This is a genomic window from Caballeronia sordidicola (genome assembly GCF_000729995.1).
Classification (GTDB): Bacteria; Pseudomonadota; Gammaproteobacteria; order Burkholderiales; family Burkholderiaceae; genus Caballeronia; species Caballeronia sordidicola_A.
Window position 1 is genome coordinate 26,303 of the sequence record NZ_JNFG01000006.1, and the last position, 26,903, is coordinate 53,205.

General features: G+C 60.8%; 22 protein-coding genes. 10 read left to right on the forward strand and 12 right to left on the reverse strand.

Annotation, left to right across the window (positions count from 1 at the left end):
• Window positions 1-132: 132 nt before the first annotated feature.
• The 4 genes from FH08_RS0105865 to FH08_RS0105880 form a co-directional block, all read right to left on the reverse strand.
• A complete protein-coding gene (locus tag FH08_RS0105865) occupies window positions 133-594 on the reverse strand; it encodes an ExbD/TolR family protein (protein ID WP_051887818.1) in 462 nt (153 codons plus the stop codon).
• A 52-nt stretch (window positions 595-646) separates the two neighbouring features.
• Window positions 647-1,351, reverse strand: coding sequence for a MotA/TolQ/ExbB proton channel family protein (locus FH08_RS0105870; protein WP_031357434.1), 705 nt, complete (start codon window positions 1,349-1,351; stop codon window positions 647-649).
• 57 nt (window positions 1,352-1,408) lie between these two features.
• Window positions 1,409-2,206, reverse strand: coding sequence for a 4-hydroxy-tetrahydrodipicolinate reductase (gene dapB, locus FH08_RS0105875; protein WP_031357435.1), 798 nt, complete (start codon window positions 2,204-2,206; stop codon window positions 1,409-1,411).
• Between the two features lie 138 nt (window positions 2,207-2,344).
• Window positions 2,345-3,196: an outer membrane protein assembly factor BamE gene (locus tag FH08_RS0105880; protein ID WP_031357436.1), complete on the reverse strand. Its 852-nt coding sequence runs from the start codon at window positions 3,194-3,196 to the stop codon at window positions 2,345-2,347.
• A 201-nt stretch (window positions 3,197-3,397) separates the two neighbouring features.
• Here FH08_RS0105880 and fur point away from each other — a divergent pair, with 201 nt between their 5' ends.
• The gene (fur, locus tag FH08_RS0105885; protein WP_031357437.1) at window positions 3,398-3,826 is read left to right on the forward strand and encodes a ferric iron uptake transcriptional regulator; all 429 of its coding nucleotides are present in this window, start codon (window positions 3,398-3,400) and stop codon (window positions 3,824-3,826) included.
• Between the two features lie 126 nt (window positions 3,827-3,952).
• Here fur and gap read toward each other — a convergent pair whose 3' ends face one another.
• Window positions 3,953-4,963, reverse strand: a complete 1,011-nt coding sequence (gap, locus tag FH08_RS0105890) for a type I glyceraldehyde-3-phosphate dehydrogenase (protein ID WP_031357438.1) — start codon at window positions 4,961-4,963, stop codon at window positions 3,953-3,955.
• A gap of 93 nt (window positions 4,964-5,056) precedes the next feature.
• The gene (tkt, locus tag FH08_RS0105895) at window positions 5,057-7,087 is read right to left on the reverse strand and encodes a transketolase (protein WP_031357439.1); all 2,031 of its coding nucleotides are present in this window, start codon (window positions 7,085-7,087) and stop codon (window positions 5,057-5,059) included.
• A 373-nt stretch (window positions 7,088-7,460) separates the two neighbouring features.
• Here tkt and FH08_RS0105900 point away from each other — a divergent pair, with 373 nt between their 5' ends.
• A complete protein-coding gene (locus tag FH08_RS0105900) occupies window positions 7,461-7,874 on the forward strand; it encodes a VOC family protein (RefSeq protein ID WP_031357440.1) in 414 nt (137 codons plus the stop codon).
• A 111-nt stretch (window positions 7,875-7,985) separates the two neighbouring features.
• Window positions 7,986-8,723, forward strand: coding sequence for a 16S rRNA (uracil(1498)-N(3))-methyltransferase (locus tag FH08_RS0105905; protein ID WP_031357441.1), 738 nt, complete (start codon window positions 7,986-7,988; stop codon window positions 8,721-8,723).
• 166 nt (window positions 8,724-8,889) lie between these two features.
• Here FH08_RS0105905 and FH08_RS0105910 read toward each other — a convergent pair whose 3' ends face one another.
• The 5 genes from FH08_RS0105910 to FH08_RS0105925 form a co-directional block, all read right to left on the reverse strand.
• Entirely contained in the window at window positions 8,890-9,447 is a 558-nt protein-coding gene (locus FH08_RS0105910) for a barstar family protein (protein ID WP_031357442.1), read from the reverse strand.
• 5 nt (window positions 9,448-9,452) lie between these two features.
• Complete coding sequence (locus tag FH08_RS0105915; protein ID WP_235210295.1) at window positions 9,453-9,941, reverse strand: ribonuclease; 489 nt, start codon at window positions 9,939-9,941, stop codon at window positions 9,453-9,455.
• A gap of 169 nt (window positions 9,942-10,110) precedes the next feature.
• Entirely contained in the window at window positions 10,111-11,811 is a 1,701-nt protein-coding gene (ltrA, locus tag FH08_RS0105920; protein WP_031357444.1) for a group II intron reverse transcriptase/maturase, read from the reverse strand.
• A 1,095-nt stretch (window positions 11,812-12,906) separates the two neighbouring features.
• The gene (locus FH08_RS51680; RefSeq protein ID WP_152602743.1) at window positions 12,907-13,254 is read right to left on the reverse strand and encodes a hypothetical protein; all 348 of its coding nucleotides are present in this window, start codon (window positions 13,252-13,254) and stop codon (window positions 12,907-12,909) included.
• A 145-nt stretch (window positions 13,255-13,399) separates the two neighbouring features.
• Window positions 13,400-15,706 (reverse strand): NADP-dependent malic enzyme, encoded by a 2,307-nt coding sequence (locus FH08_RS0105925; protein WP_031357445.1) that lies wholly within the window; start codon window positions 15,704-15,706, stop codon window positions 13,400-13,402.
• Between the two features lie 247 nt (window positions 15,707-15,953).
• Between FH08_RS0105925 and thiL the strand changes: the two genes are divergently transcribed.
• From thiL to FH08_RS0105945, 4 genes are all read left to right on the forward strand, one after another.
• Window positions 15,954-17,000, forward strand: coding sequence for a thiamine-phosphate kinase (thiL, locus tag FH08_RS0105930; protein WP_031357446.1), 1,047 nt, complete (start codon window positions 15,954-15,956; stop codon window positions 16,998-17,000).
• Entirely contained in the window at window positions 16,990-17,526 is a 537-nt protein-coding gene (locus FH08_RS0105935; protein ID WP_031357447.1) for a phosphatidylglycerophosphatase A, read from the forward strand. Before thiL ends, FH08_RS0105935 begins: the two co-directional genes overlap by 11 nt.
• 66 nt (window positions 17,527-17,592) lie before the next feature.
• Window positions 17,593-18,093, forward strand: a complete 501-nt coding sequence (locus tag FH08_RS0105940; protein WP_031357448.1) for a CinA family protein — start codon at window positions 17,593-17,595, stop codon at window positions 18,091-18,093.
• Window positions 18,094-18,165: 72 nt separating this feature from the next.
• Window positions 18,166-21,471, forward strand: a complete 3,306-nt coding sequence (locus FH08_RS0105945; RefSeq protein WP_031357449.1) for a DEAD/DEAH box helicase — start codon at window positions 18,166-18,168, stop codon at window positions 21,469-21,471.
• 1,015 nt (window positions 21,472-22,486) lie between these two features.
• Here the strand turns inward: FH08_RS0105945 and purM are convergent.
• Window positions 22,487-23,542 (reverse strand): phosphoribosylformylglycinamidine cyclo-ligase, encoded by a 1,056-nt coding sequence (purM, locus tag FH08_RS0105950; protein ID WP_031357450.1) that lies wholly within the window; start codon window positions 23,540-23,542, stop codon window positions 22,487-22,489.
• Window positions 23,543-23,774: 232 nt separating this feature from the next.
• On the opposite strand from purM, the gene hda reads away from it, so the two are divergent.
• The 3 genes from hda to pcnB all read left to right on the forward strand — a co-directional run bounded on the left by hda (window position 23,775) and on the right by pcnB (window position 26,856).
• Entirely contained in the window at window positions 23,775-24,500 is a 726-nt protein-coding gene (hda, locus tag FH08_RS0105955; RefSeq protein WP_031357451.1) for a DnaA regulatory inactivator Hda, read from the forward strand.
• 75 nt (window positions 24,501-24,575) lie between these two features.
• Window positions 24,576-25,262, forward strand: a complete 687-nt coding sequence (locus tag FH08_RS0105960) for an HAD family hydrolase (RefSeq protein WP_031357452.1) — start codon at window positions 24,576-24,578, stop codon at window positions 25,260-25,262.
• Window positions 25,255-26,856, forward strand: coding sequence for a polynucleotide adenylyltransferase PcnB (pcnB, locus tag FH08_RS0105965; RefSeq protein ID WP_035565439.1), 1,602 nt, complete (start codon window positions 25,255-25,257; stop codon window positions 26,854-26,856). Before FH08_RS0105960 ends, pcnB begins: the two co-directional genes overlap by 8 nt.
• The last annotated feature ends 47 nt before the right edge of the window (window positions 26,857-26,903 follow it).

The following is a 26,903-nucleotide window of genomic DNA, read 5'->3' on the forward strand; positions in this document are numbered from 1 at the left end:
CACCTGGTCGGCATGACGTGTTGGTTGCAAGGCTGGCTGATGGGAATTGTTGCCGGGCTCGACGAAGCGGGCCGCGTCGCGAAACGACTACATCGGTCGTCTGCAATGAGAATCCGGCAAGGCGAGCTTCGCCTATCGGAGTAGATTGGGGGCCGTCTGAACAGGCTGTGTCGTGTGCTGCGGTGGTTGATCTGTTACGAAACCGATTTTGCTCAGTCCGGCATTCTGCGCCGCCCCCATCACTCTCGCGATGACGTCGTAACGCGTTTCCTTCGACGCCCGCAGATGAATTTCCGGCTGATCCCCCGATTTTCCCGCATCGGCGAACCGGCTCTGCATTTGCGCGAACGCAACCGGTTTATCGTTCCAGTAGAGCTTGCCGGTATCGTCGATGGAAAGCGTGATCGTCTCAGGCGTCTCGCGCGCGACTTGCGAAGCGACCTTCGGTAAATCCAGCCGGATTGCGTGCGTGAACAACGGCGCCGTGATGATGAAAATCACCAGCAGCACCAACATGACATCGATCAACGGCGTCATGTTGATCTCCGCCATAGGAGCGCCGTTCGATTTCTTGTCCAGTCCGCCGAATGCCATGATGATGTGCTCGTCCGGGTGCGGGGTATTGAAGGGTCGGCTGGCGCCTTGATTAAACCACGCGGTCTTGAACCGGCGCGCTCTTGGCGCGGCGCGGCGCTACGCCGCTCGTGTAAGCGTGCAGATCGTGCGCGAAACCGTCCAGTTCTTCCGATATCTGCCGTACAAGCCGACCCAGCACGTTGTAGGCAAGCACGGCCGGAATAGCGACGACCAAACCGAACGCCGTCATGATCAGCGCCTCGCCTACCGGCCCGGCGACGTTCTCGATCATCGCCTGCCCGCTTGCGGCAATGCTGCCCAGCGCGTGATAAATGCCCCACACGGTACCGAGCAAACCCACGAACGGAGCCGTACTTCCCACCGATGCCAGCAGAACCTGTCCGAACTCAAGCCGCCTTTGCGATGCCAGCAATGCATGCCGCAACGCGCGCAATACGCGCTCGCCGGGTTCCACATGGGCAATCAGAGCGCCCGGCATTTCCGCTTCGGACGCACGCCACGCCGCCACTGCGAGCGGCAAATACACGCGTTCCTTATCGGTTTTTCGCAACTCCGCGATGCCTTCGGCCAACGTCGGCGCCTGCCAGAAACGCTGCACGGCGCGCGGTCCCTGACGCTTCGCGCGCACCAGGACCCACGCTTTCACGATGAGAAAACACCAGCTCGCCACCGACATGGCCAGAAGCACACCCGCGACGCCATGCGTGATGCCGTCGCCGTTCTGCAAGTAATGGATGATGCCGGTTGTAGCCATCGGACGAAAACCCCGGGTGTTGTTGGCTCAGAATCAGGCTTAGGGTCGGGCTCAGGCTCAGCGCAATCCGAGCACGTCCTGCATGTCGAAGAGCCCGCGCTCGCGGCCCGCGAGAAAGTGCGCGGCGCGCAGCGAGCCCTGCGCGTAAGACAGCCGGTTGGCCGACTTGTGGGTGATCTCGACCCGCTCGCCAATGCCCGCGAACAACACAGTGTGATCGCCGACAATGTCGCCGCCGCGAATCGCCGCGAAACCGATCGTCGACGGATCCCGTTCCCCGGTCACGCCTTCGCGGCCATACACGGCGCAGTCCTTCAACTCGCGGCCAAGCGCATGAGCAATGGTTTCACCCATCGCAAGTGCGGTGCCCGACGGCGCGTCGACCTTGTGCCGGTGATGCGCCTCGATGATCTCGATGTCGTAGCCCTCGGCGAAATGCCGCGCGGCGAACTCGAGCAGCTTGAGCGTCACGTTCACGCCCACGCTCATGTTTGGCGCAAACACGATGCCGATTTTTTCACCGGCGGCGCGCAACTGGGCTTTTTGTTCGTCGTCAAAACCGGTCGTGCCGATAACCAGTTTCACGTTATGCCGCAACGCGGCTTCCAGATGCACGAGCGTGCCTTCGGGACGCGTGAAATCGATTAGCAGGTCCGCGTTGGCGAAAACCTGTTCGATATCGTCAGTCAGCGTCACACCCGTCTCTTGTCCGAGGAACGCGCCTGCGTCCTGGCCGAGTTGCGGTGATCCGATTCGGTCGAGCGCACCGGCCAACGTGGCGTTGGCGTCCTTGAGAACGGTTTCGATCAGCATGCGGCCCATGCGGCCCGATGCGCCGGCAATGGCGATTTTCATGGCGTGTCTCGCGTGAGTTGAGGCTACGAAGTCAGAAGCATGCAAGCGCTGCGGTGGCCGCTTGGCGGGCGGCCGCCCGAACAGAAAAGAGCTCGGCCCAACCAGCTGAAACAGGCGGGACAAAGCCCGCCGTTCTGCTTAGTTGGTGGTCGTCGCCGGCACGGAGGACGCGCCCAGACCGTTGCCCGAGTTCGCCGGAGCAGGCGACGTGCCTTGCGGACCCACTGCGCTGCTGTCCGGGATCGTGATGGGAGCCGGACGACGCTGCAACTGGATCTGCGAGTTGCCGGCGGCACTGACGTTCGGCGGCAATCCCGGGTTGCCCGGCACGGTCGGCATGGCCGACGACCGGGTGCGGCCCGTGGGCGCCTGCACGGCGTCGGTCGCACGATTGGCGGCCTGGGCGGCTTGCTGGTTGGCGTCGCCGGCAAATGCGTTCGACGCATTCGATGCATCCGGCTGAAGCCCCGGCGCACTTGCCCCTGCTGTGATCCCCGTCCCGCCGGCGGACGTACCCGATGCGGCGGCTGCGTCCACTGCGCTGGCGCTCTTGGCCGAGGCGGCCGTGGCCGCAGCCGTAGCGGCGGCCAGCTTGACGCCCTTATCGCCGTCAATTTCAGCGAGCAATTCGAGATTCGACGGCAAGTTCTCGCCGCCCGACCAGCTCGCCACGGTATTGCCCGCGAACAACACGACGAAATCACGCTGCTGCACCACCGACGTGGAACCGCGCTTGAAGTAGAAGACGTAGTCCCAGCGGTCCGCATGGAACATGTCTGCCAGCAACGGCGTGCCGAGCAGCGCCTTCACCTGGTCGCGCGTCAAGCCGACTTTCATCTGGCTCGCGGCTTCCGCCGAAACGAAGTTCCCCTGCACTACCGTGATCCGATACGGTGTGATGTGCTGCGCGAAGCTCTGCGTAACGCTATCGTAAGTGGAACAACCGGCCAGGATGGTCATAGTGGCGGCAGCGATCAAAGTTCCGCGCATACGACGGCTCTCCCGGCTATTCAATAAAGATTTTAGAAACATTTCACCCTTCATTTCACCCTTCGCCTGGCCCATCGCCCGTGGGGGCGCAAGAAGTTTCGGAGTCTTTCGGAGATCGCGCCATTTCGTTCGGATGGTGACCGGAACGGTAAAAACGCATTACTATGAGAACCTTGAATTGTACTCTAGGGATGCCTAGCGATGACCAATCCCGCCGATCTGAAAAATATCGGGCTGAAGGCAACCTTGCCCCGGCTCAAGATACTTGAGATTTTCCAGCATAGTCCTGTGCGTCACCTGACTGCAGAAGACGTGTATAGAAACCTGTTGCATGAGGAACTCGACATCGGTCTGGCCACCGTATACCGCGTGCTCACGCAGTTCGAGCAAGCAGGCCTGCTTTCCCGCAGTAACTTCGAGTCCGGCAAAGCTGTGTTCGAACTCAACGAAGGGACTCATCATGACCATCTGGTGTGTCTGGACTGCGGCATGGTGGAAGAGTTCTTCGACGCGGAGATTGAAAGCCGTCAGCAGGATATCGCCAAGGAACGCGGCTTCAAGCTGCACGAGCACGCCCTCGCGCTGTATGGCACCTGCACGAAGGAACATTGCCCGCACAGGAAGCACTGATTTCGAAGGGTGGTTTGAGCGCGTGATGTTGACGCGCCAAGCGTGAAAAAGCCACCGGTTCTTGCAAACCGGCGGCTTTTTTTCAGCTTGATTTCACCGCGTTACTTTGCGGCTTTACCTCGCCTCTTACTTCGCATTGGCCAGTGCCACAGCCGTGTCCAGCATGCGGTTCGAGAAGCCCCACTCGTTGTCGTACCAGCTCGAAACCTTCACCAGACGGCCCGACACCTTCGTCAGCGTGGCATCGAACGTGGACGAAGCCGGGTTGTGGTTGAAGTCGATCGACACCAGCGGCGCGGTGTTGTAGCCCAGGATGCCCTTCAACGCGCCTTCCGATGCTTCCTTCATGATCGAATTCACTTCGTCCACGGTCGTGTCGCGTGCAGCGATGAACGACAGGTCGACGATCGACACATTGATGGTCGGAACACGAATAGCGTAACCGTCCAGCTTACCCGCCAGTTCCGGCAGCACCAGGCTCACCGCCGACGCAGCGCCCGTCTTCGCCGGGATCTGGCTGTGCGTGGCCGAGCGCGCGCGGCGCAGGTCCTCGTGATACACGTCCGTCAGAACCTGGTCGTTCGTGTACGCGTGGATCGTGGTCATCAGGCCGTTCACCAGGCCGATCTTGTCGTTGAGCGGCTTGACGAGCGGCGCCAGGCAGTTTGTCGTGCACGATGCATTCGAGATGACGGTATCCGACGCCTTCAGCACATGGTGATTCACGCCATAAACGATGGTCGCATCAACGTCCTTGCCGCCGGGCGCCGAGATGATGACCTTCTTCGCGCCGCCCTTGATGTGGGCGCTGGCCTTTTCCTTCGTGGTGAAGAAACCCGTGCATTCCAGCACGATGTCCACCTTCAGCTCGCCCCACGGCAATTCGGCCGGGTTGCGATTGGCCAGCACGCGGATGCGGTCGCCGTTCACTACGAGATAATCGCCATCCACCGACACTTCGCCCGGGAACTTGCCGTGCGCCGTGTCGTACTGCGTCAGGTGCGCATTCGTGGCGGCGTCTCCGAGGTCGTTGATCGCAACGATCTCGATGTCGTGCTTCTTGCCGTTTTCATAGAAGGCGCGCAGCGTATTGCGGCCGATCCGGCCGTAGCCGTTGATTGCAACGCGAATCGTCATGGTCTATCTCCTGATGGCTGAAAAAAAGTTCCAGTTCGCTGCTGCCGGTTTCGCTGGGTAAGCGCAGTGAAGCTCCTCACCCAGTATCCGATATCAGCCCGCGAGCGCGGCTTTTGCCGTCTCCACGACATGCTCGACGGTGAAGCCGAAATACTTGAAAAGCTCGCCGGCAGGCGCTGACTCGCCGAACGAATCAATACCCACCACGCCGCCTTCGAGTCCCACATACTTGCGCCAGAAATCGGTCACGCCGGCTTCGATCGCCACGCGCACGACGCCCTTCGGCAACACACGGTCGCGATATTCCTGGTCTTGCAGATCGAACGCGTTCGTACACGGCATGGACACGATGCGCGCGCCAATGCCTTCTTGCGCCAGTTTCTCGCCGGCCTTCAGCGCCAGTTCGACTTCCGAACCCGTGGCAATCAAGATGATCTTGCGTGCGGGGATATCGTCGTTCCAGTCGCGCAGCACGTAGCCGCCCTTCGAAATGTTCGCGATCTGCACGTCGTTACGCGCCGAGAACAGCAGGTTCTGACGCGTGAAAATCAGCGCCGACGGCCCTTTGTGCTCAATGGCGTGTGTCCATGCGACGGCGGTCTCGACGGTATCCGCCGGACGCCATACTTGCAGGTGCGGAATCAGCCGCAAGCTCGACGTTTGCTCCACCGACTGGTGCGTCGGACCGTCTTCGCCCAGGCCGATCGAATCGTGCGTGTACACGAAGATGGACGGCGCTTTCATCAGCGCAGCCACGCGCAGCGCGTTGCGGCTGTAGTCCGAGAAGGTCAGGAAGGTGCCGCCAAACGGACGATAGCCACCATGCAGCACCATGCCATTGATGGCCGCGCTCATGCCAAACTCGCGCACACCGTAGTTGATGTGGTTGCCCCACTGGATCTCGTTCGTGTTCTCACCAGCGCGCACCGGCTTCGATGCCTTCCAGTTCGTCAAATTCGAACCCGTCAGGTCGGCGGAACCGCCCAGCAGTTCAGGCAGCGCAGCGGCGAGGCCGTCGAGCGTCTGCTGCGAAGCCTTGCGCGTGGCAATGGTTTCGCCCTTCTGATTCGCGGCTTCAATAATGTCCTTCGCGTCTTGCGCCCACTTGGCCGGCAGTTCGCCGTTCATCCGGCGCACGAACTCGGCGGCTTCGGCGGAATGCTTCGCGCGGTAGGCATCGAATTGCTTGTTCCATTCGGCTTCCGCACGCGCACCGGCTTCCTTCGCGTCCCATGCGGCATAAACTTCCTGCGGAATCACGAACGGTTCCCAGCTCCAACCCATTCCTGCACGAGCGTCGGCGATTTCCTTTGCGCCCAGCGGCGCGCCGTGCGAATCGTGGCTGCCTTGCTTGGTCGGCGCACCCTTGCCGATAGTCGTACGGCAGCAGATCAGCGTGGGTTTGTCGGAGTTCTTCGCTTGCGCAATGGCTGCGTCCACGGCTTCCACGTTGTGGCCGTCGACCGCGCGGATCACGTTCCAGCCGTACGCTTCGAAGCGCTTCGGGGTGTCGTCGTGGAACCAGTGTTCGACGTGACCATCGATGGAAATACCGTTGTCGTCGTACAGCGCGATCAGCTTGTGCAGCTTGAGCGTGCCCGCGAACGAACAGGCTTCGTGCGAGATGCCTTCCATCATGCAGCCGTCGCCGAGGAACACGTACGTGTGATGGTCGACGATCTTCGCGCCGTCCTTGTTGAATTCCGCCGCGAGCAGTGCTTCGGCCAGCGCCATGCCGACTGCATTCGCCAGGCCCTGGCCAAGCGGGCCGGTGGTCGTTTCAACGCCCGGGGTAATGCCGTATTCCGGGTGCCCCGGCGTCTTCGAATGCAGTTGGCGGAAGTTCTTGAGTTCGTTGATCGGCAGGTCGTAGCCGGTCAGGTGCAGCAACGAGTACAGCAGCATGGAACCATGACCGTTCGACAGGACAAAACGATCGCGGTCAGCCCAATGCGGGTTGCTCGGGTTGTGCTTCAGGTGACGCGACCAGAGCGCGACGCCGATTTCCGCCATGCCCATTGGCATGCCCGGATGGCCGGAGTTGGCTTGCTGAACGGCGTCCATTGCCAACGCACGGATTGCGTTGGCCATCAGGGTGGTCTGGCTGGAAGTCGGGGTCGTCATGTCGAGTCCGGTAGGTCCTGAAAAGATCCTGGGATGATTCTGCGCGACGCACCGGAGCGAACGATAAAACCACGTTTTCAACACCCGGAGCGACGAGAAACGAAGAGGATCGGAAGCCGGTCATTCTAGCAGACGACTTTGAAGCGCTGGCGCGAGGGCAGCGCAGAAGCCTGGGGGCGCCGGAGGGAATCGGCCGAGACAAACATAAATCATAACGAATGCTGTCCGCGGGCACGCTCCCTGCACCGACACATCGGGCCGGCGCGACGTAGCGCAGCAACAGAAACCCGTGCAGCCCTTGTGGCCCAGCCCTTTTGCCAAAGGGCGCCATGGCACAATGCATCGATCAAGCCGAGCTCGAGGAGAAGCCCTTATGTCCGACCCCCGCCCCGCCGATGTGCCGTGGCTCACGCCTTACCTGACCGTTCGCGATGCCCGTGTCTCCACCGGCTTCTACGAACAGGCGTTAGGTTTTGCGGTGCGTGACAGCGTCAACGACGACGGCGCCGTGATCCACGTCGAGATGACGTATCAGGGCCAGTTGATCCTGATGTTCGCCCCCGAAGGCGCGTACGGTTCGCACGCGAAGACGCCAAAAAGCACGGGCTTGATGGCGCCGCAATCGTTCTATCTCTACGTCGACGATGTAGACGCCGCGTTCATACGGGCGATCGCGGTCGGCGCGAAGCCGCTGATCGAACCGCAAGACCAGTACTGGGGCGATCGTTTTGCGCAGTTCGAAGACCCCGACGGGTATCGCTGGGCAATCGCCCGGCATTTGAATTAGGCTAGGTCCGTCGCGTTCTGCGTAGATCGTTGAACGGTGAACGAATAGCGCTCAAGCATCCATCACTTCCCTGCCCGCGCGCTTTACAGCGTCCGGGCGAGCCACTACTTCATGCCACGTTTCTTTGTTGCCAGTCCGCTCGTCGCCGGTGAAATCATGTCCCTTCCCGACGATGTCGTCCGCCATGTTCACGTCCTGCGCCTGCAATCGGACGACACCGTCCATCTCTTCAACGGCTCGGGCGGTGAATATCGCGCGCGCCTGGTTGAAATCGGCAAGCGGACAGCGACGGCTCAACTCGATGAATTCATCGACCGCGAAGCAGAGCCGCCGTATCGAATCACGCTGGCGCAAGGCGTGGCGGGCGGCGACAAGATGGATTGGCTGATCGAGAAGGCGGTGGAACTGGGGGTGTCGTCAGTCGTTCCACTCACGGCCGAGCGCGGCGTAGTGCGGCTGTCGGGCGAACGCGCGGCGCGCCGGCAAGGACATTGGCAGGCGCTGATGCGCGCCGCGTGCGAGCAATGTGGAAGAAATCGGGTGCCGGACGTAGCGGCGCCTCAGGACCTGGATAAGTGGCTCGGCAACCTGCCACCTGCTCAGGAAGGCGAGTTGCGGCTGCTGCTCTCGCCACGAGCCCAGCTTGGTTTTGCGTCTTTGCCAGCAAGCGCGCCCACCGCGCCGGTGACCATCGCGATCGGGCCGGAAGCCGGGTTTTCGCCGGCAGAGGAAGCGACAATTGTCGATGCCGGTTTCGCCACCCTTGGTCTCGGACCTCGCGTCCTGCGCACCGAGACAGCGGGTATAGCAGTCCTTGGGGCGCTCGCCGCGCGCTGGGGCGGGTGGTGAAGGTGAATAAACCGCCACCTCGCCACGATCTGTCTCGAAATAGACGCAAAAAAGCCAGTCAGCGCCTGTGCTCAACAGACGACAACTGGCTCTCTAATCTCTAAGCGCTGACAAAAATGCAGTGCCTTGCGTGCGGAACGAGGTCCGGAACGCAAGCCTGAATGGCTCAGGCGAACGAGTAAAACACCCTGAACGCCACACGCCGTTCCGCCCAGAATTCTGCGGCTTCGCGAAACACGTCGACCAAGGTCTCGCGCCCTTCCTTGTCAAATTTCTGCGCAACGGGCAGCGCTTCCAGCACGATCACGAAACCCGGCTGGGAACCCGCTTTATGCACGAGGTCGGTGAGACTGTCGTATAGCGCGTCGTAGTTCTTCCCAAAATGCTTGGGAAATAGAAACGACGTGGCGATGGTCTCGAGCACTTCCTGCTTGCTCTGGGCCTGCCCGCAATACGCGTAAAGGAAATGCTGGCCCAGCTTGCTCGCTTCGTCGGCGAGATCCTGAACCCTGAAAGCACGGATCGACTGCACGATATTCGATCGTACCGTCTTGAAAAGACTCATAGACCCCTCGTTCAATGATGACAGCGCTGTGCTCTGTTCGTCGTCGGGTCGATTGTCGTCTGTCGTGCGGAGTCGCAAAACTCGCTGGAACATGTTGCCATCGCCGGCGAAAAGATCACCCGCGACACCGTTGTCGTGCGCGTAGATGTTGTCGCTCATGCCGTTCATCCCGAAGTTGATCCCGCAATGCGTTTAAAACTCACGTAATGGTCGTCGGTATAGAAGCAGTTGTCGATCTGCCGACGGGCCCCGCCACATACGATCCGACGTGCGCCGCGATCGCGGGCGCGCGGCGTAGGAACGGTGTACTCGTGGTAAAAGCCGCGTGGATGCGGCGGCAGCATACGCTCGCGGTTGCCAAACACGATGCCGTCTTTCTCATACGGAAACGGCCCGCCAGCCTCGATCCGCCGCAGCGTCACAACAGCCTGTTTCGGCAATTGCGCGGCGTCGACGGTAGTCTGCGACGGTTCCGAACCCGCTGAGGCGGTATCGCGCCAGCTTTCTGCGCGCGGATCGCTTTTCAGCTTGTCCTTGTCTTGCAACACGTGCGGCGGTTCCGCCTGCGACGCTACTGCAGAGGCGTTCGCAGCCGGGCTTTGGGTATCCGGCCCGCTTTTCCCGCAGCCGCTCAACACCCAGGAAAGCGCCACGATAAATCCACAAAACCACGCGCGCTTCACGAAACCTGTCCCCGCTTTGAACCCAAAAATATGACGACCATGTAGGGTAGCCCCCTATCCTCGCGGATAAGGGGCCCCCTAAGAACTGTACGTGCGAGTTTCCCCGCATACAGCTCAAGCCTACAATCAAAGCTCTGTTTTACGACAGAACCGGCTTCGTCACAACAAGTTTACCAGCGTGCACTCGCTGATGACAGTGGGGGTGAAGTAACACTCTGTTAGACAACGCATCGGTACCTCCATGCATCCGGTATTCCAGATGATGTTCGTGCCAACCCGTTTCATCCGTCAGATCACAGCCACAATGAGCACACAAGCCGCCTTGCGACATGTACAAGCTAGCCCATTGTTTGCGATATCGCATCGATTCCCACATGCGATCCTGCCGCAACTGCTCACCATACTGCTCCCACGTCGGATCAAAGGGATTGAAATCCCCCTTGATCTTCTTGTGTCGCTTGATAGGCGTGTCGCTGAGCTGACACAACTCAAACAACCACTTGCTTCCATCGTCGCGCGTCATGGGAACGCCGAATACCCACCGTCGATCGCCAATGGTGCGAAAATACTTAGTCCGCACCCAATCGGCATTCTTCTGCGGATGTCGCCGCTTTGACCACCGCCAGAGTCTCTGAAAAACCAGATGCTCCATACGGGTGTACGCCTGCTTGGCAACCACGGGACTGTGATACTGCGCCCAGCCCCGTAGCATCGGATTCAGAAGTCGGATCAGCCCTTCTTGCCGAATCGATTTGTTGCTATTGACCGTATCCGCCACGTTGCGAAAGAACGTCTGCACATTCTTCCGGCTAGGCTTGATGAGCAGTTTCCCCGAATATTTCCGGAAATTCCACCCAAGGAAATCGAAGCCGTCATCAATGTGGGTTATCCGCGTTTTCTCCTCTGATAGTTGCAAACCTCGAACCGCAAGGAATGCCTCCACCCAAGGCCGGACTTCATTTGCCAGTACCTCTTGCGAGTCCCCGGTAATAACGAAGTCGTCCGCGTACCGCACCACATTAATTTTCAACTTCTTGGCCTTTACGATGCCAAACCGAGCACCTAAGTGCACAGTCAGTTCCCGTTCCAGCCCGTTCAACGTCACATTCGCCAACGTCGGGGAGATGATCCCTCCCTGCGGCGTACCAGCCTCCGTCGCCTGTAACTGACCTTGGTAAATCAAGCCAGCCTTCAACCACTTCCGGAGGATCGCCGTGTCCATTGGGACATTGCGCTCCAGCCAGTCATGATTGATGTGGTCAAAGCAACCCTTGATATCCGCCTCCAGCACCCATTGAGCCGAAACTCGATGACACATGGTCTTGAATATCTGAGACATGGCGTCGGCCGTTGAGCGATGACGCCTGAACCCGTACGAGTTCGGATCGCTCGTTGACTCTGCCACTGGCTCCAACGCCAGCAAATACAGAGCTTGCATCGCTCTGTCATGCATGGTCGGAATGCCCAGAGGGCGTTCCTTCCCATTGGCCTTGGGGATAAAGACCCTCCGTAAAGGCAGAGGCTTGTATCCGTGCCGCTTCAACCGGTCGACGGCAAGCCGTCGACTTTCAGGCGAATCCCATAGCTCGCGATCGACTCCCGCCGTTCGCGCACCCTGGTTCTGCGTAACACGTCGTACCGCATACAGCTTTGCGGACAACGTGCGGGTCAACATCCGTTGCAGAGCTTTCACTCTGCGCCATTTGCCTTCCCGCGTCGCCTTCGCAATTCGAATCTGCATCCCCCTCACGTTCCGTTCAACCCGACGCCAATCAACGGCGTACCAGTCATCCGGCGCATGGGAAAGCGCAGATCCAGTCTTTCGACCAGATACTTTCATGCTGCTCTCCTACTCGGAAAAGTCCCCAAGCAGAAGACGCATCTCCCCCAGCGGGGCAGATACGCCCCGCTGGGGAACAAAAATTACTCTCAGTACGAACGCATGCATCCGTACCTAACCAAGTTACTAAGGGTCAGTCAGCCATCTTGCGACGGTAGACCAGACGGAAGTCTGCCCGCTTTCGCGTGAGGTAATGTCTCAACCCCTATCCGGACCATTACAGCCCGGCATTCGCTTTTTCCGTCCTCCCATACCCGCACAATCGACAGCGTTCCTTGCGGTCCGCCTGCCAGCCAAACAGCGCCGGCAACCATACGGGCTTGCCACGTTCCCGACATGTCACACGACTGACTTAGGTTCCACCTATTCCCCGACGGTCCAATGACGACGTAACCCGACCTTTCAACGAGTTATCCGACCGCACACCATTTTGGTCGATGCCTAACAGCAGCTTTGGCATACATCCTTATCACGAGGTTTATCAGCAGTTCACTTACATTAACCATATCAGCCAGCCTAGCTCCTCGACCCCATTGCTGCTAGGAGTCTCCAGATGCACGCCTCGCAGCGCACACCTGCCCGAACATCCGGGGGCTACGTTGTTGGAGAAGCTTCACACCCCACCGTTACCAGTGACGCATGTCCTCCTAGGCTACTGCTAGTCGTATAGCAGGTTCACTACTCGCGCCGGAAATCTGGAACGAGTCGAACAATGACACATCGAGCTTTTCGCTCGTATCGCGTAACGAATCCGTTGCTAAAAGCGCGGGAATTGCAAACATCAATCCGCCCGGTCGGCGGAGATGAAGCCGCTGACTGGGCGGGTCCTGACGGAAATCAGGCCATTGCAATGCGATCCTCGGTACTGGACGACATACCGAAATCTCGCCTATGGCGAAACCCAATATGCCCTACCGGGTCTCGCTTCTCTACAAGTTGTTGGCCACAAGGTGCCAACCAATGGTCAGCTTTCGCCGACAAGTCGATGCCCCGTAGCGTGGGGCTGACGGACACGAGCATGCGTGTCGCACGAAAGACGTAAGGGTATCGCTAATGACACCGGGAATCAACGTTGGTTCGGAAGATGCCCGTTTTTCAGGCGCTTTTCGCCTCGTAGCTGCCCGTTATATGCGGCTCGCCAGCGCTTTTTGATTGACGACCGAAAAATAGGACTCGATCATAATTAGGACTAAACTGAGATACATTTATCCCATTTGGTTGAATAATGACTTCATGCATGGTTTGGGGAGTGGAACCAGCGTCGCCTCTCTCGCGAAGCTCCCACGGCGCAAAGCCGGCATCATCGCTGTTTGGAGGAGAAAGCAAATCCCCTTGCATGCCTCGTGGCGTGCCGGATCTTCCGGCACGCTTTTTTTCGTCCGGGACCGCGGCAAGCCGCGAGATTCCGGCAGTGATGTCGAGCAGTTGCTCCGTCCATGCCAAGCGAAGATCGCACAAATTAAAAGAGGGATTGCGGCTACTCGTCGCAATCCCTCTTCTGCAATCCCTCTTCCCGGAGTTCTACTCGAACCCGCCACCCCTGCGCGTGTTCAGATCCCGCGGGTTTTACCCCGCGAGCTTTGAACCCTTACCGCGCCACGGCCGTGGCGTCCGCCACCAGCAACGCCGTCATGTTGACGATCCGGCGCACCGTAGCCGAGGCCGTCAGCACATGCACCGGCTGAGCCGCGCCCAGCAGCATGGGCCCAATGGCAATGTTATTGCCGGCCGCCGTCTTTAGCAGGTTGTACGAGATATTCGCGGCATCAATATTCGGCAGTACGAGCAAATTCGCGTCGCCCACCAGCGTGGACTCCGGCAGGACTTCGCGGCGCAGGTTGGCATCCAGCGCCACGTCGCCATGCATTTCGCCGTCTACGTCCAGATCCGGCGCACGCTCGCGCAGCAATGCCAGCGTGTCGCGCATCTTAATGGCTGTCGGCGCGTTGCTGGTACCGAAGTTCGAATGCGACAGCAGCGCGATTTTCGGCACGATACCGAAACGGCGCACTTCTTCCGCCGCCATGATCGTGATTTCGCAAAGCTGCTCGGGGGTGGGGTCTACATTCACGTGCGTGTCGACAATGAAAATCTGCCGGCCCGGCAGCACCAGCGCGTTCATTGCCGCATAGACGCTGCAGCCTTCCTTCTTGCCGATCACCTGATCGACGAAATGCAGATGCCGGTGCGTCGTGCTGATCGTGCCGCAGATCATGCCGTCCGCTTCGCCCTTCTTGACCAGCATCGCGCCGATAAGCGTAGTACGGCGGCGCATCTCCAGCTTCGCCATCTGCGCGCTGATGCCCTTCCTGGCCATCATGGTGTGGTACGTCTGCCAGAAGTCGCGATACCGCTCGTCGTGGTCCGTATCCACAACGGTGAAATCCACGCCCGCCGTCAAACGCAAACCGTACTTCGTGATGCGCTGCGCGATCACGGCCGGGCGTCCGATCAGGATCGGCTTGGCGATCTTCTCGTCCACCGCGATCTGCACGGCGCGCAGCACGCGCTCCTCTTCGCCTTCGGCGAACACAATGCGCTTCTTGTCCGGCTCCACGCTGCGGGCAAGCTGGAATACGGGCTTCATGGTCGTGCCGCTGTGATAGACGAACTGCTGCAAATGCTGTTCGTAGGCGTCCATGTCTTCAATAGGACGCGTGGCCACGCCTGACTCCATCGCGGCCTTGGCCACGGCGGGTGCGATCTTCACGATCAAGCGTGGATCGAACGGTTTCGGAATCAGGTACTCGGGACCAAACGACAAGTCCTGGATGCCGTAAGCGGTAGCCACGATATCGCTTTGTTCCTGCCGCGCCAGTTCCGCGATCGCGTTCACCGCGGCAATTTCCATCTCGCGCGTGATCGTGCTTGCACCGGCGTCGAGCGCGCCGCGGAAAATGAACGGGAAACAAAGGACGTTGTTGACCTGATTCGGGTAGTCCGTACGGCCCGTAGCAAGCACTGCATCCGGGCGCACTTCCAGCGCGAGTTCCGGCAGGATTTCCGGCGTCGGGTTGGCGAGCGCTAGAATCAGCGGCTTTTGTGCCATGCCCTTGACCATCTCCTGCTTCAACACTCCGCCGGCAGACAGGCCGAGGAACACGTCAGCGCCTTCCATCACGTCGGCGAGCGTACGCGCCGAGGTTTCGCGCGCAAAACGTTCCTTGTCAGGGTCCATCAGTTCGACGCGGCCCTTGTAGACCACGCCGGCCAGGTCGGTCACGATGATGTTTTCGAGCTTCATGCCGAGTTCAACCAGCAGGTCCAGGCAGGCCAGGGCTGCCGCGCCCGCGCCCGAGGCAACCAGCTTCACTTCTTCAATCTTCTTGCCGACCACGACCAGGCCGTTGGTAAGAGCCGCCGCGACCACGATTGCCGTGCCGTGCTGGTCGTCGTGGAAAACCGGGATCTTCATGCGCTTGCGGCATTCCCGCTCCACGATGAAGCAATCCGGCGCCTTGATGTCTTCCAGATTGATGCCGCCGAACGTGGGCTCCAAAGCGCAGATCACATCGACGAGCTTCAGCGGGTCCATCTCGTTCAGCTCGATGTCGAACACGTCGATACCGGCGAACTTCTTGAACAGCACCGCCTTGCCTTCCATGACCGGCTTCGACGCGAGCGGGCCGATATTGCCAAGCCCGAGCACCGCGGTGCCGTTCGTCACGACGCCGACCAGGTTGCTGCGCGCGGTAAAACGCGCGGCATTCAGCGGATCGGCGACGATTTCCTCGCACGCGAAAGCCACGCCCGGTGAATAGGCCAGCGCGAGATCCCGCTGGTTAATCATCTGCTTGGTGGGGGCAATCGCGATTTTGCCGGGAGTCGGAAACTCGTGGTAATCGAGCGCGGCTTCGCGGAGTTTGGCTTTGGCGTTATCGGCTGGAGTGGTCATGAGGCGTCGGTCTGAAGGCAAGATTAGAATAGAAGTTCGAATGCATTGTAGCGCCAATCGACGGGCTCTCCGGATGGCTATACCGGCAATTCGCGGCGCATAGCCCACTTGGACAAGGCCTGGAAAAGCAGCATGACCGCCACGCCGGCAGCGGGTTCACGCCGCAAAATTCCCTTATTGAGATGAAACGCGCGTCAACAGACGCACATCGTCTCTTACTCTCTTCCTCGACATTGCCGGATCGCTGATGCTCTCAGAGTTTTCCCTGATCGACCGATATTTCTCCCAGCCCGCTGCCGCGTTCCCGGCAACGGACGACGAGCCGAAGGCGACGCTCGGCATCGGCGACGACTGTGCGCTGCTCGCCCCGAAGCGCGGCGAGCACCTGGCAATCTCCACCGACATGCTGGTCTCGGGCCGCCATTTTTTCCCCGATGTCTCGCCGTGGTCGCTGGGTTACAAGGCGCTGGCAGTGAACCTCTCGGACCTTGCCGCCATGGGCGCGAAGCCGCGCGCGTTCACCCTTGCGTTATCGATGCCGAAAGCCGATGAAAGCTGGCTCGAAGCATTCAGCAGCGGTCTCTTCCAAATGGCGAAGCAGCACGGCTGCGAGCTGATTGGCGGCGATACCACCAGCGGCCCGCACGTGTGCATCAGCATTACTGTATTCGGCGATGTCCCGGCCGCGCAGGCGCTGCGTCGCGACGCAGCGCGCCCGGGCGACGACATCTGGGTGTCCGGCGTGCTCGGCGGCGCGCGAGCCGGGCTCGGTATCCGCCGCGGCGAATGGTCGATGAAAGATCCTGCCGACGAAGCTATCGCAATCAAGGCGCTCGAACAGCCGGAACCGCGCGTGGCGCTCGGCATCGCGTTGCGGGGAATCGCGCATGCGGCCCTCGATATCTCCGACGGTCTCGCCGGCGACCTGCTCCATATCCTGAAGCGCTCGCAGGTGCGGGCGACGGTGAACATCGATCAGATACCGCGCTCCGGCACCCTCGCCACGCTGCCCGAAACCGCGCAGGTGAATTGCATCGTGGCGGGCGGCGACGACTACGAACTCTGCTTCACCGCGCCGGTCACCGTGAGGGCCGACATCGAGCGGATCGGAAAGGCGCAGAAAATTTTGTTGACGCGTATCGGTACAATCGAGGGTCTGGCCGCCGAAAGACGAGCGGCTTCCGGCACGTCAAGCGCGGCCCAAGACCTGCCCCTGCCGCTCATTGGCTGGCGCAACAAAACCGGTCCGGTTTCTCTGCCAGACACAGGCTTCGACCATTTTCATGCAGACTGATCCGATCATCGACACAATCGACGACACACCACGCCCGAAACCATCGCGCCGGACAAGCGCGCGCTTCATGCTGTCGCATCCGCTGCATATCTTGTCACTCGGCTTCGGCAGCGGCTTGTCGCCGATCGCGCCCGGCACGGTCGGCACCTTGTTCGCGTGGGCGTCGTTCGTGGTGTTCAACCCGCACCTGACGGTTGCCGAGTGGGCCGTGCTGATCGCCGTGGGCTTCGTGGCCGGCTGCTGGTTCTGCGGTTTCACGGCGAAGAAAATGGGCATTTCCGATCCGTCGCCGGTGGTGTGGGACGAGATCATCGCGTTCTGGCTGGTGTTGCTGTTCGTCACGCCGGCCACGTTCACCGGGCAGTTGTGGGCGTTCATCGTGTTCCGTTTTTTCGACATGGTGAAACCGCCGCCCATCCGATATTTCGACCGCCAGTTGAAAGGCGGTTTCGGCATCATGTTCGACGACATTGCCGCTGCGTTCTTCACGCTGCTCGTGATCGCGCTATGGCGCATGACCATTTGATTTCTTTGCTGAAACCCGCCGTGCCTGCATCTCACGTTTCCGACCGCCCCCACCCGAGGCTTTGCCATGGCTACCGATAAAGTCGTCCACCAGCTCGCCATCCGTGCCGGCAATAAATTGCGCGACGAGCGGCTGATGCTCGCGACCGCCGAATCGTGCACCGGCGGCATGGTCGCCGCCGCCATGACCGATATTTCCGGCAGCAGCGCGTGGTTCGAGCGCGGTTTTGTCACCTATTCGAACCTGGCGAAGACCGAGATGATCGGCGTGCCGGCCGACATGATCGAGCGCCACGGCGCGGTCAGCGAACCGGTTGCCAAAGCCATGGCGGAAGGCGCGCTGAGGAATAGCCGGGCGCAGGTGTCGCTGTCGATCACCGGTGTGGCCGGACCGGGCGGCGGCACGGAAACGAAGCCCGTCGGCATGGTGTCTTTTGCATGGAGCAACCGCTTGCACACGGCGGTCGAGACGCAGCAATTCAAGGGCGATCGCGAGCAGATTCGCACGCAGGCGACGGCGTTCGCCCTGCGCGGCTTGCTGGAACTATTGGAACGCAGGGAACGGTGAGTAGACGGTGATCGAGCGGATGGCGGCAAGACAGGGTGAGACAGGAACGGCCATGCACGGGCGGGGTTGCTGATGCCGGCGTTTGTGTATGACACGGCTCAAATCATCAAATGGCTCGGCTCGCATACCGTTGCGAAGGCGCGCGGCTATGTGGACGAGGTGAAACGGCTGCACTGGGATGAAGACGTACTGCGCGCCAGCGTCCAGGGCACGCAACGCCAGCCTTATACCGTGGAGGTGATGTTCAGCGACAACCACGGCAAGATTTCCGCGCGAGGCCATTGTTCGTGCCCGGTCGGATTCGGCTGCAAGCACGCTGCCGCCGTGTTGCTCGCGAGCGCCGCGGACAGGCCGCGCGAGTCCGAAAGCGTGCGCCCGGAAGTGGCGGGCTGGCTTGAAGGATTCCGCTCGCGTTTCGCCTCCACTCGAAGCGCCTCCGCGAAAAAGCCCGGCGAGTCGGCCGGTGCGCTGGCACTCGTTTATGTGCTGGGAACGTCGCGCATCATGCGCACCGCCGAAGTCGCGCTGCATAAGGTGCGGCTCAGTCCCGAGGGTTCGTTCCAGACCCTGGACCGGCCGTGGACCAACCTGGACGCGGCGCTTGTCAAGCAGCCGAAGTTCGTCAGCGATGAAGACATGAGCATCGTGCGGGGACTCGTCATTGGACGGTCCCGCAACGATTTCGGCGGCTTCGGGCTCCACGGCGAAGAAGGCGCGGATCTGCTACAGCGCATGCTGGCGACGGGACGGTTGTTCAGCGCCATGCCGGCCGACCACGACGCCTCGGAGCCGCGCCAGCCGCTGCGTGAAGGTGAGCAACGGCCAGGACGAATCGAGTGGACGCCCGATCCGGACGATCGCGTGCGTCCCGTGCTGCAAACGGAACCGCCCGCCACGTTGGTCATTCCCACCGAACCGCTGTGGTTCGCCGACGCGCAAACACGTGAAGCGGGCATCGTCGATATGCCGCAACCCGCGCGGCAACTGGCCGATTATTTGTCGATGCCGCCCATCTCGCTCGCCGAAGCGCCGCTGGTCAGCGCGATGCTGCGTGAAGTCGACTCCGACCTGCCCCCGCCGCCGGAGCCGGAAACGCTGAACGTGCGAATTATCGATACGGAACCGGTGCCGGTGCTCGTGCTCGACACACGGCCGGTCAATAGCAGTTGGCGTCCCCGCGACGAACGCACCGCCGCGAACGTGCTCGACTTTGCCATCGTGAGTTTCGATTACGACGGTTTCAACATTGACCCCACGCGCGCCACCACGGTCATGCGCGCCGCGTCCGGCGAGATGGTTCAGGTGAGGCGCCGTCACGACGTGGAAGCGCGTTACCTGGCCGCGCTCTACGATCTCGGCTTCCGCCAGATTCCCTCGCATCAGCGTTTTGGACCCAAGCCCATCCCGAGCGGCGTGCTTGGCTTGCCCGTGCCCGACGCGTGGGCCGTGTTCACCAACGACGCGCTGCCCGCATTGCGCGAGGACGGCTGGCGCGTGAGCATGTCGCCGGAATTTCGCTTCGACTTCATTGAGATCGACGACATCCAGGGCAGCGCGCGCCAAGGCACCGACGGTTGGTTCGACCTGGAACTCGGCATTGCCGTGGGGGACCGTAGCGTTCGGCTCGAACCGCTTCTGGCTGATTTGTTCCAGCGCGACCGGCGCTGGCTGGCAGGCGCCATCGATTCAATTCCCGACGAAGAAGGCATCGAACTCAAGACGGATCTCGGCGAGCGGTTGCGGGTGCGGGCGGCGCGGATCAAGCCGGTGGTGCGGGTGCTGATCGATCTCTTCGATACCATCGGCACGCATCCGTTGCGGGTTTCCGAACAGGACGCCGGGCGGCTGGAAGCGCTTAGCAACACGGCCCGCTGGGAGTTCCACGGCGACCTTTCTATTCGCGAGCTTGCGCAGCGTTTGCAGGAAGGGCCGGGGTTGCGGGAAGTACCCGTGCCGCTTGGTTTGCATGCCGAACTTCGGGGGTATCAGCGCGAAGGGCTGAACTGGATGCAGTATTTGCGCGAGCGCAATCTGTCGGGTGTTCTCGCCGATGACATGGGTCTCGGCAAAACCGTGCAGGCGCTGGCGCACATCCTGGTCGAGAAAGAGTCGGGACGGCTGGACCGGCCGGTGCTGGTGGTGTTGCCAACCACGCTGGTTCACAACTGGCGTGAGGAAGCGAAAAAGTTTGCGCCGGATCTGCGAGTGCTGGACCTGCATGGGCCGCAACGCAAGGAACGGTTCGATCAGATTGGCGAACACGATCTCGTGCTGACCACGTACCCGCTGCTGTGGCGCGATCAGGCGATGTTGTCGCTGCATGAGTACCACCTGCTGATCCTTGATGAAGCGCAGATTGTGAAGAACGTCGCGACCAAGGCGGCGAAGGGTATCCGCGATTTAAGCGCGCGACATCGGTTGTGCCTGACTGGAACGCCGTTGGAAAACCACCTCGGTGAGCTGTGGGCGCAATTCGATTTCTTGCTGCCCGGTTTCCTTGGGACACAGAAGGATTTCACGAAGCGTTGGCGCACACCGATCGAAAAATACGATGACCCGGTGCGGCGAGATTTGCTGGTTCGCCGGATTCGGCCGTTCATGCTGCGTCGAAGGAAGGATGAGGTCGCGAAGGAATTGCCGCAGAAAACGACCATTGTGCGGACCGTGGCGCTCGAGGGCGCACAGCGCGACCTGTACGAAACCGTGCGGATCGCGATGCAGGAAAAAGTGCGGATGGCCGTCGCGGACCAGGGTTTGGCGCGCAGCCATATTGTCGTGCTCGAGGCGTTGCTGAAGTTGCGGCAGGTTTGCTGCGATCCGGCGTTAGTGAAGCTGGCGCGGGCTGGGCGTATGGAAGAATCGGCGAAGCTCGATTTATTGCTCGATATGCTGCCGGAGTTGCTTGAGGAAGGGCGTAGGGTGCTGCTGTTTTCGCAGTTCACCGGGATGCTGGCGATTATTGCTGCCGCACTCGATGAAGCCGGGCTGCCGTACGTCACATTGACGGGCGATACGACTGATCGGATCACGCCGGTGACGCGTTTTCAGGACGGCGAGGTGCCGTTGTTCTTGATCAGCCTGAAGGCGGGAGGCGTGGGGTTGAATCTGACCGCTGCGGACACGGTGATTCATTACGATCCGTGGTGGAATCCGGCGGCGGAGAATCAGGCGACGGATCGGGCGCATCGGATTGGGCAATTGAAACCGGTGTTCGTCTATAAGCTGATTGTGGCGGGGAGTATTGAAGAACGGATTGTGGCCATGCAGGGCCGCAAAGCCGCTCTCGCCGATAGTATCTTGCGTGAGGACGCGGCCGGGGCAGCGAAGTTTTCTGCCGAGGATATTGAGGCGCTGCTGGCGCCCATGCCGGTGGTTTGAGTTGGCACTCGGGGTTAGCGGTTTGGGGGTTTTGGGGTTGGCCGGGGAGTGGTCTGGGGTTGATGCCGGGGTGCTAGGTTCTGGGGGTAGCGGTCGGGGTTGATGCCGGGGTGCCAGGTTCCAGGGTTAGCGGTCTGAGTCAATGCCGGGTTGCTGCTTTCGGCGTTGGTGGTCTGCTTGAGTCGGATTTTCTCTTTATCACTATTAGCCACTGTGCGTGGCGGCACGTCATTTCTTTGTCCAAAGCGACAAAGAAACGAAGCAAAGAAAACGCTTTCAGAACGAGGGCTCGTAAGTTGACCCAGCGTGCAGTTTCCAAGTTTTTGGCACCCCAAAAGCACGGTGCTCGCCAGAACCACGGATGTGTGAACCCCTCCTTCTCGCGAATTCTTACACGCACACGCTTCGCCCCGTACGCTCTCGGGCAAGCACGCTTGCCCGAGAGCCAGCTCGGCCGTACGCGTCTTTACTGCTTCATGTCTTGATCGGCTGGTTGCTTGATCTGCGCAGCTATTTTTTGGGGTACGGCCTCACCCATCGTGCGGCCTTGTTTCGAGGCGGGTTGGCGACGTGGTTGGACGTGCGTACAAATTCGATGGGTGGTTGTCCGCGGATAGCGCGGGGTGAACCTTGGGCAGGTTCAGTCACTGGTGGCGAAGCGTGTGGGTATCCGTGTTCGGAGAAAGAGGGGTTCACACATCCGTGGTTCTGGCGAGCACCGTGCTTTTGGGGTGCCAAAAACGCGGAAACTGCACGCTGGGTCAACTTATGAGCCCTCGTTCTGAAAGCGTTTTCTTTGCTTCGTTTCTTTGTCGCTTTGGACAAAGAAATGACGTGCCGCCACGCACAGTGGCTAAAAGTGATAAAGAGAAAATCCGACTCAGGCAGACCGCTAACTCAAGCAGCAGCAACCCGGCAACGACCCCGACCGCTAACACCGAAAGCACCAACCCACGATTGCCCCCAAACCTCGCGCGCCGGCAACCCCTTCCGGTCCACCGGCGCGAGCGAAAACCTACGCCACTACAGTCTGAGCTTCTCCCGCAAGCGAATCGCGCACCACGCCGATCGACCAAACCTGCTCACCCGCCGCCGACAAAAGCCCCGTTGCGGCTTCAGCATCGCCAGCGGCGACTACGACGACCATCCCGATCCCGCAGTTAAACACCCGATGCATTTCGGCGTCAGCCACACCGCCATGCTTCTGCAGCCACGAGAACAACGGCGGCAACGGCCACGCCCGATGATCCAACTCGACCGTCAGGCCGTCGCGCAGAACCCGCGGAATGTTTTCAATCAGCCCGCCGCCGGTGATATGCGCCATGCCCTTCACAGCCATCTGCGACATCAGCGACAACAACGGCTTCACGTAGATATGCGTAGGCGCCATCAACGCGTCGGCGAGCGAACGTCCATCGAAATCGGCATTCAGGTCGGGCTGTGCACGTTCAATGATCTTGCGCACGAGCGAATAGCCATTCGAATGAATACCCGACGATGCAAGACCCAACACGACGTCACCCGGCTGAATGGTCGAGCCATCGATAATCTTGCTCTTCTCCACCGCGCCCACCGCGAACCCGGCCAGATCGTACTCACCGTCCGGATACATGCCCGGCATTTCAGCAGTTTCACCGCCAATCAACGCGCAACCGGCAAGCTCGCACCCCTGCGCAATCCCTTGCACCACGGTCGCCGCCGTATCCACGTCCAGCTTGCCGCAGGCGAAATAATCGAGGAAAAACAACGGCTCGGCGCCCTGCACCAGGATGTCGTTGACGCTCATGGCGACCAGATCCTGACCCACCGTGTCATGCTTGTTCAATTGAAACGCCAGCCGCAGCTTCGTACCCACGCCGTCCGTGCCGGATACCAGCACCGGCTCTTTGTATCGTTTAGGTACTTCAAACAGCGCACCGAATCCGCCAATCCCGCCCAGCACGCCGTCGCGCATGGTTTTCTTGGCAAAGGGCTTGATCCGGTCGACAAGCGCGTCGCCGGCGTCGATGTCCACGCCCGCGTCGCGATAGGACAAACCTTGGGCGTCTGGGGCGGATTTCGGTTGATTCATGGGGGATCGGCGAGAAGGTCGGTAAAATGAGATTTTAACCGATGCCAGCCGCCCGGCCGGATTTCTCGCAGTTCGCGGCCCTGACTCCGAAACACCGCACCAAACCCTTTTCGAGACTCGCGCCCATCCGGCTGGAAACTCGACCCTGCGCTCAACCCCTTTCGCCACGGCATAAACCGGGCATCGGCATACTGAGCGCGCCGCTTTTCAAGATACGCCCTGACGGAACCGATTGCCCGTGCAACGCCAACTGACGCTCGATCTCGGCACGCCGCCGCTCGCCACCTTCGATAATTTTTTCGCCGCCGGCAACCACGAACTGGTGACCCGTCTGCGCGAACTCGACGGTGCGCTCGCAGCCGGCCCGGTGGCCGACCGGACCTTCTACGTCTGGGGCGAAGCCGGCAGTGGCCGCAGCCATTTGCTGCAGGCGCTGGTGCACGAAGCGAACGGACGGGCGCGCTTTCTGAGCCCGCAAGCGCCGCTCGCCGCGTTCACGTTCGATCCCACGGCGAGCATCTACGCAATCGACGACTGCGAGCGGCTGTCGGGCGCCCAACAAATCGCGCTCTTCAACCTGTACAACGAGGTGCGCGCGCATCCGGCCAGCGCCCTGGTGGCAACGGGCGATGTGGCGCCGCTGGGGTTATCGGTGAGGGAAGATTTGCGCACGCGCCTCGGCTGGGGACTGGTGTTCCAGCTCACGCCTCTCTCCGACGAAAGCAAGGCGGCCGCGCTGAAACACGCGGCTCACGAGCGCGGCATCGCGCTGGCCGACGACGTCCCCGCTTATCTGCTCAGGCATTTTCGCCGCGACATGCCAAGCCTCATGACCTTGCTCGATGAACTCGACCGCTTTTCGCTGGAACAAAAACGCGCCGTGACGCTGCCGTTATTACGCACGATGCTCGCCGCAAAAGAAGACGATGCACCGCGCCCGCAGACCGACCTTTTTTAGCCGCTTTTCAAGCCCATCTTCCCGCCGCGAGCAGCCAGCGAACGCTTCCACCCGCTTCAAGTAAAATGCGCTCCCATGAACCTAGCCCTTTTTGATCTCGATCACACGCTCATCCCGACGGACAGCGACCACGAATGGGGTCGCTTCATGGCGAAGCTCGGCATTGTCGACGCTGAGAAGTTCGCCAGGCAAAACGACGCGTTCTACGAAGACTACAAAGCCGGCACGCTCGATATCCACGCGTACCTGAGAGCCCAGCTTTCACCGCTCGCCCAGCACCCGCGCGCTCAACTGGACGACTGGCACGCGCAATTCATGCGCGAAGTCATCACGCCGACCATTGCTCCAGCCGCGCTGGAACTCGTGCGCAAGCACCAGGAAGCCGGCGATCTCTGCTGCCTTGTCACCGCCACGAACGCGTTCATTACGGCGCCGATCGGCCAGGCGTTCGGAATTGAAGCATTGATCGCGTGCGAGGTCGAAACGGTCGACAATATCCCCAACGGCGAGCTGACCGGCCGCGCAACGGGCACGCCGAGCTATCGAGAGGGCAAGATCGTGCGTACCGAAGCGTGGCTCGCGTCCATGGGAAAAAGCCTGAACGACTTCGAACACAGCTACTTCTACAGCGACTCGCACAACGACATTCCTCTACTCGAGAAAGTCACCGACCCGATCGCGACCAATCCCGACGACACCCTGCGCACCCACGCGCAAGCCCGCGGCTGGCGCATCCTGGAAATCTTCTCCCCACGTGATTAAAAAACTCATCCGCAAGCTGTTCGGCCAGGAAAGCGCCAAAGAAGAGACCCCGGCCACCGCCCCGCTCTCCGACGATGTAAAACCCGCCCGCAAGAGCACGCGCAAGAAAGCGGCTCCCGCCGTGGCGAAGCGCGATCCCAACGTGCCGGTGATTCTGGCGGCGGACGTGCACGGCATCGACCCATCGCTGATCTCAAAGAACGCGATTCGCGTGACCGAAGGCCTGCAGCAAGGCGGGCATCGTGCGTTTATCGTGGGCGGCGCCGTGCGCGACCTGCTGCTGAACGTCGCGCCGAAAGATTTCGACGTTGCAACGGACGCCACGCCCGACCAGGTGCAGAAGCTGTTCCGCCGCGCGCGCATCATTGGCCGGCGGTTCCAGATCGTGCACGTGCAGTTCGGGCAGGACATCATCGAGACGTCGACGTTCCGTGCGCTCGTCGATACCCCCGCCGATGCACCGCCCTCACCACCTCCGCCCCGTCTGCGACGCGGCGAGATGGACACACGTACGCATGCCGTGGATGCCAGCGGCCGCGTACTGCGCGACAACGTGTGGGGTGAGCAGCACGAAGACGCCACGCGTCGCGACTTCACCATCAACGCCATGTATTACGATCCGGCCACGCAAACCGTGCTGGACTATCACGACGGCATGGCCGACATCCGCGCACGTTTGCTGCGCATGATCGGCGACCCTGCCACACGGTACCGCGAAGATCCGGTGCGCATGCTGCGTGTCGTGCGTTTTGCCGCGAAGCTCGGCTTCGAGATCGAGCCCGCCACGCGTGCGCCGATCGCAGAACTGGCCGACCTGATCAGCAACGTTCCCGCCGCCCGTCTCTTCGATGAAATGCTCAAGCTGCTGCTCTCAGGCCATGCGCTCGCGTGCCTGACGCGGCTGCGCGCCGAAGGTTTGCATCACGGCGTATTGCCGCTGCTCGACGTGATCTTCGAGTCCCCGCACGGCGAGAAATTCATCACGCTCGCGCTGACCAATACCGACGAGCGCGTGCGCGCCGGCAAGGGTGTATCGCCAGGCTTCCTGTTCGCCACGCTGCTCTGGAATGACATGCAGACACGCTGGGAGCAGTACACGGCGGCCGGTGGATTCCCCGTGCCCGCGCTGCATCAGGCCATGGACGACGTGCTCGACATGCAGACCGAAAAACTCGCTATCCACAAGCGCTTTTCATCGGATATGCGCGAGATTTGGGGCTTGCAACATCGGCTCGAAAAACGCTCGGGCAGAAGCGCGATGAAGCTGCTGGAACACCAAAGGTTTAGGGCGGGTTATGATTTCCTCCTGCTGCGATGCGAATCCGGCGAACTGGATGCATCGGTTGGTCAGTGGTGGACGGATTTCATCGAAGGGGACGCTGCTGCGCGAGAGTCACTGCTTTCGCAAGGCGGGAAGGACCGGGCACCCAAGAAACGACGGCGGCGTAGCAGCAACGCCAGAAGCCGCAGGCCGGGTGACGGAATGGAGGGCGGCGCGGGCACCGTAGAAGGGTCAGCTCACGACAATCGCGAAGAGCGTGACGTGCGTGATGTGCGGTATGGCGACGAAAGCGGTGGCCAGCGCGACGATTGACACGGACCGTGCGCGTGTTTTGATCATTTCGATCAACGCGTTTGAGT

Coding starts and splice junctions, on each gene's coding strand:
- ltrA (WP_031357444.1), bottom strand. CDS start 11,811: ATGAAAGTATCTGGTCGAAAGACTGGATCTGCGCTTTCCCATGCGCCG.
- FH08_RS0105960 (WP_031357452.1), top strand. CDS start 24,576: ATGAACCTAGCCCTTTTTGATCTCGATCACACGCTCATCCCGACGGAC.
- FH08_RS0105925 (WP_031357445.1), bottom strand. CDS start 15,706: ATGACCACTCCAGCCGATAACGCCAAAGCCAAACTCCGCGAAGCCGCG.
- fur (WP_031357437.1), top strand. CDS start 3,398: ATGACCAATCCCGCCGATCTGAAAAATATCGGGCTGAAGGCAACCTTG.
- dapB (WP_031357435.1), bottom strand. CDS start 2,206: ATGAAAATCGCCATTGCCGGCGCATCGGGCCGCATGGGCCGCATGCTG.
- FH08_RS0105935 (WP_031357447.1), top strand. CDS start 16,990: ATGCAGACTGATCCGATCATCGACACAATCGACGACACACCACGCCCG.
- thiL (WP_031357446.1), top strand. CDS start 15,954: ATGCTCTCAGAGTTTTCCCTGATCGACCGATATTTCTCCCAGCCCGCT.
- tkt (WP_031357439.1), bottom strand. CDS start 7,087: ATGACGACCCCGACTTCCAGCCAGACCACCCTGATGGCCAACGCAATC.
- gap (WP_031357438.1), bottom strand. CDS start 4,963: ATGACGATTCGCGTTGCAATCAACGGCTACGGCCGGATCGGCCGCAAT.
- FH08_RS0105865 (WP_051887818.1), bottom strand. CDS start 594: ATGGCATTCGGCGGACTGGACAAGAAATCGAACGGCGCTCCTATGGCG.
- FH08_RS0105940 (WP_031357448.1), top strand. CDS start 17,593: ATGGCTACCGATAAAGTCGTCCACCAGCTCGCCATCCGTGCCGGCAAT.
- purM (WP_031357450.1), bottom strand. CDS start 23,542: ATGAATCAACCGAAATCCGCCCCAGACGCCCAAGGTTTGTCCTATCGC.
- FH08_RS0105870 (WP_031357434.1), bottom strand. CDS start 1,351: ATGGCTACAACCGGCATCATCCATTACTTGCAGAACGGCGACGGCATC.
- FH08_RS0105945 (WP_031357449.1), top strand. CDS start 18,166: ATGCCGGCGTTTGTGTATGACACGGCTCAAATCATCAAATGGCTCGGC.
- FH08_RS0105880 (WP_031357436.1), bottom strand. CDS start 3,196: ATGCGCGGAACTTTGATCGCTGCCGCCACTATGACCATCCTGGCCGGT.
- FH08_RS0105905 (WP_031357441.1), top strand. CDS start 7,986: ATGCCACGTTTCTTTGTTGCCAGTCCGCTCGTCGCCGGTGAAATCATG.
- FH08_RS0105900 (WP_031357440.1), top strand. CDS start 7,461: ATGTCCGACCCCCGCCCCGCCGATGTGCCGTGGCTCACGCCTTACCTG.
- FH08_RS0105910 (WP_031357442.1), bottom strand. CDS start 9,447: ATGAGCGACAACATCTACGCGCACGACAACGGTGTCGCGGGTGATCTT.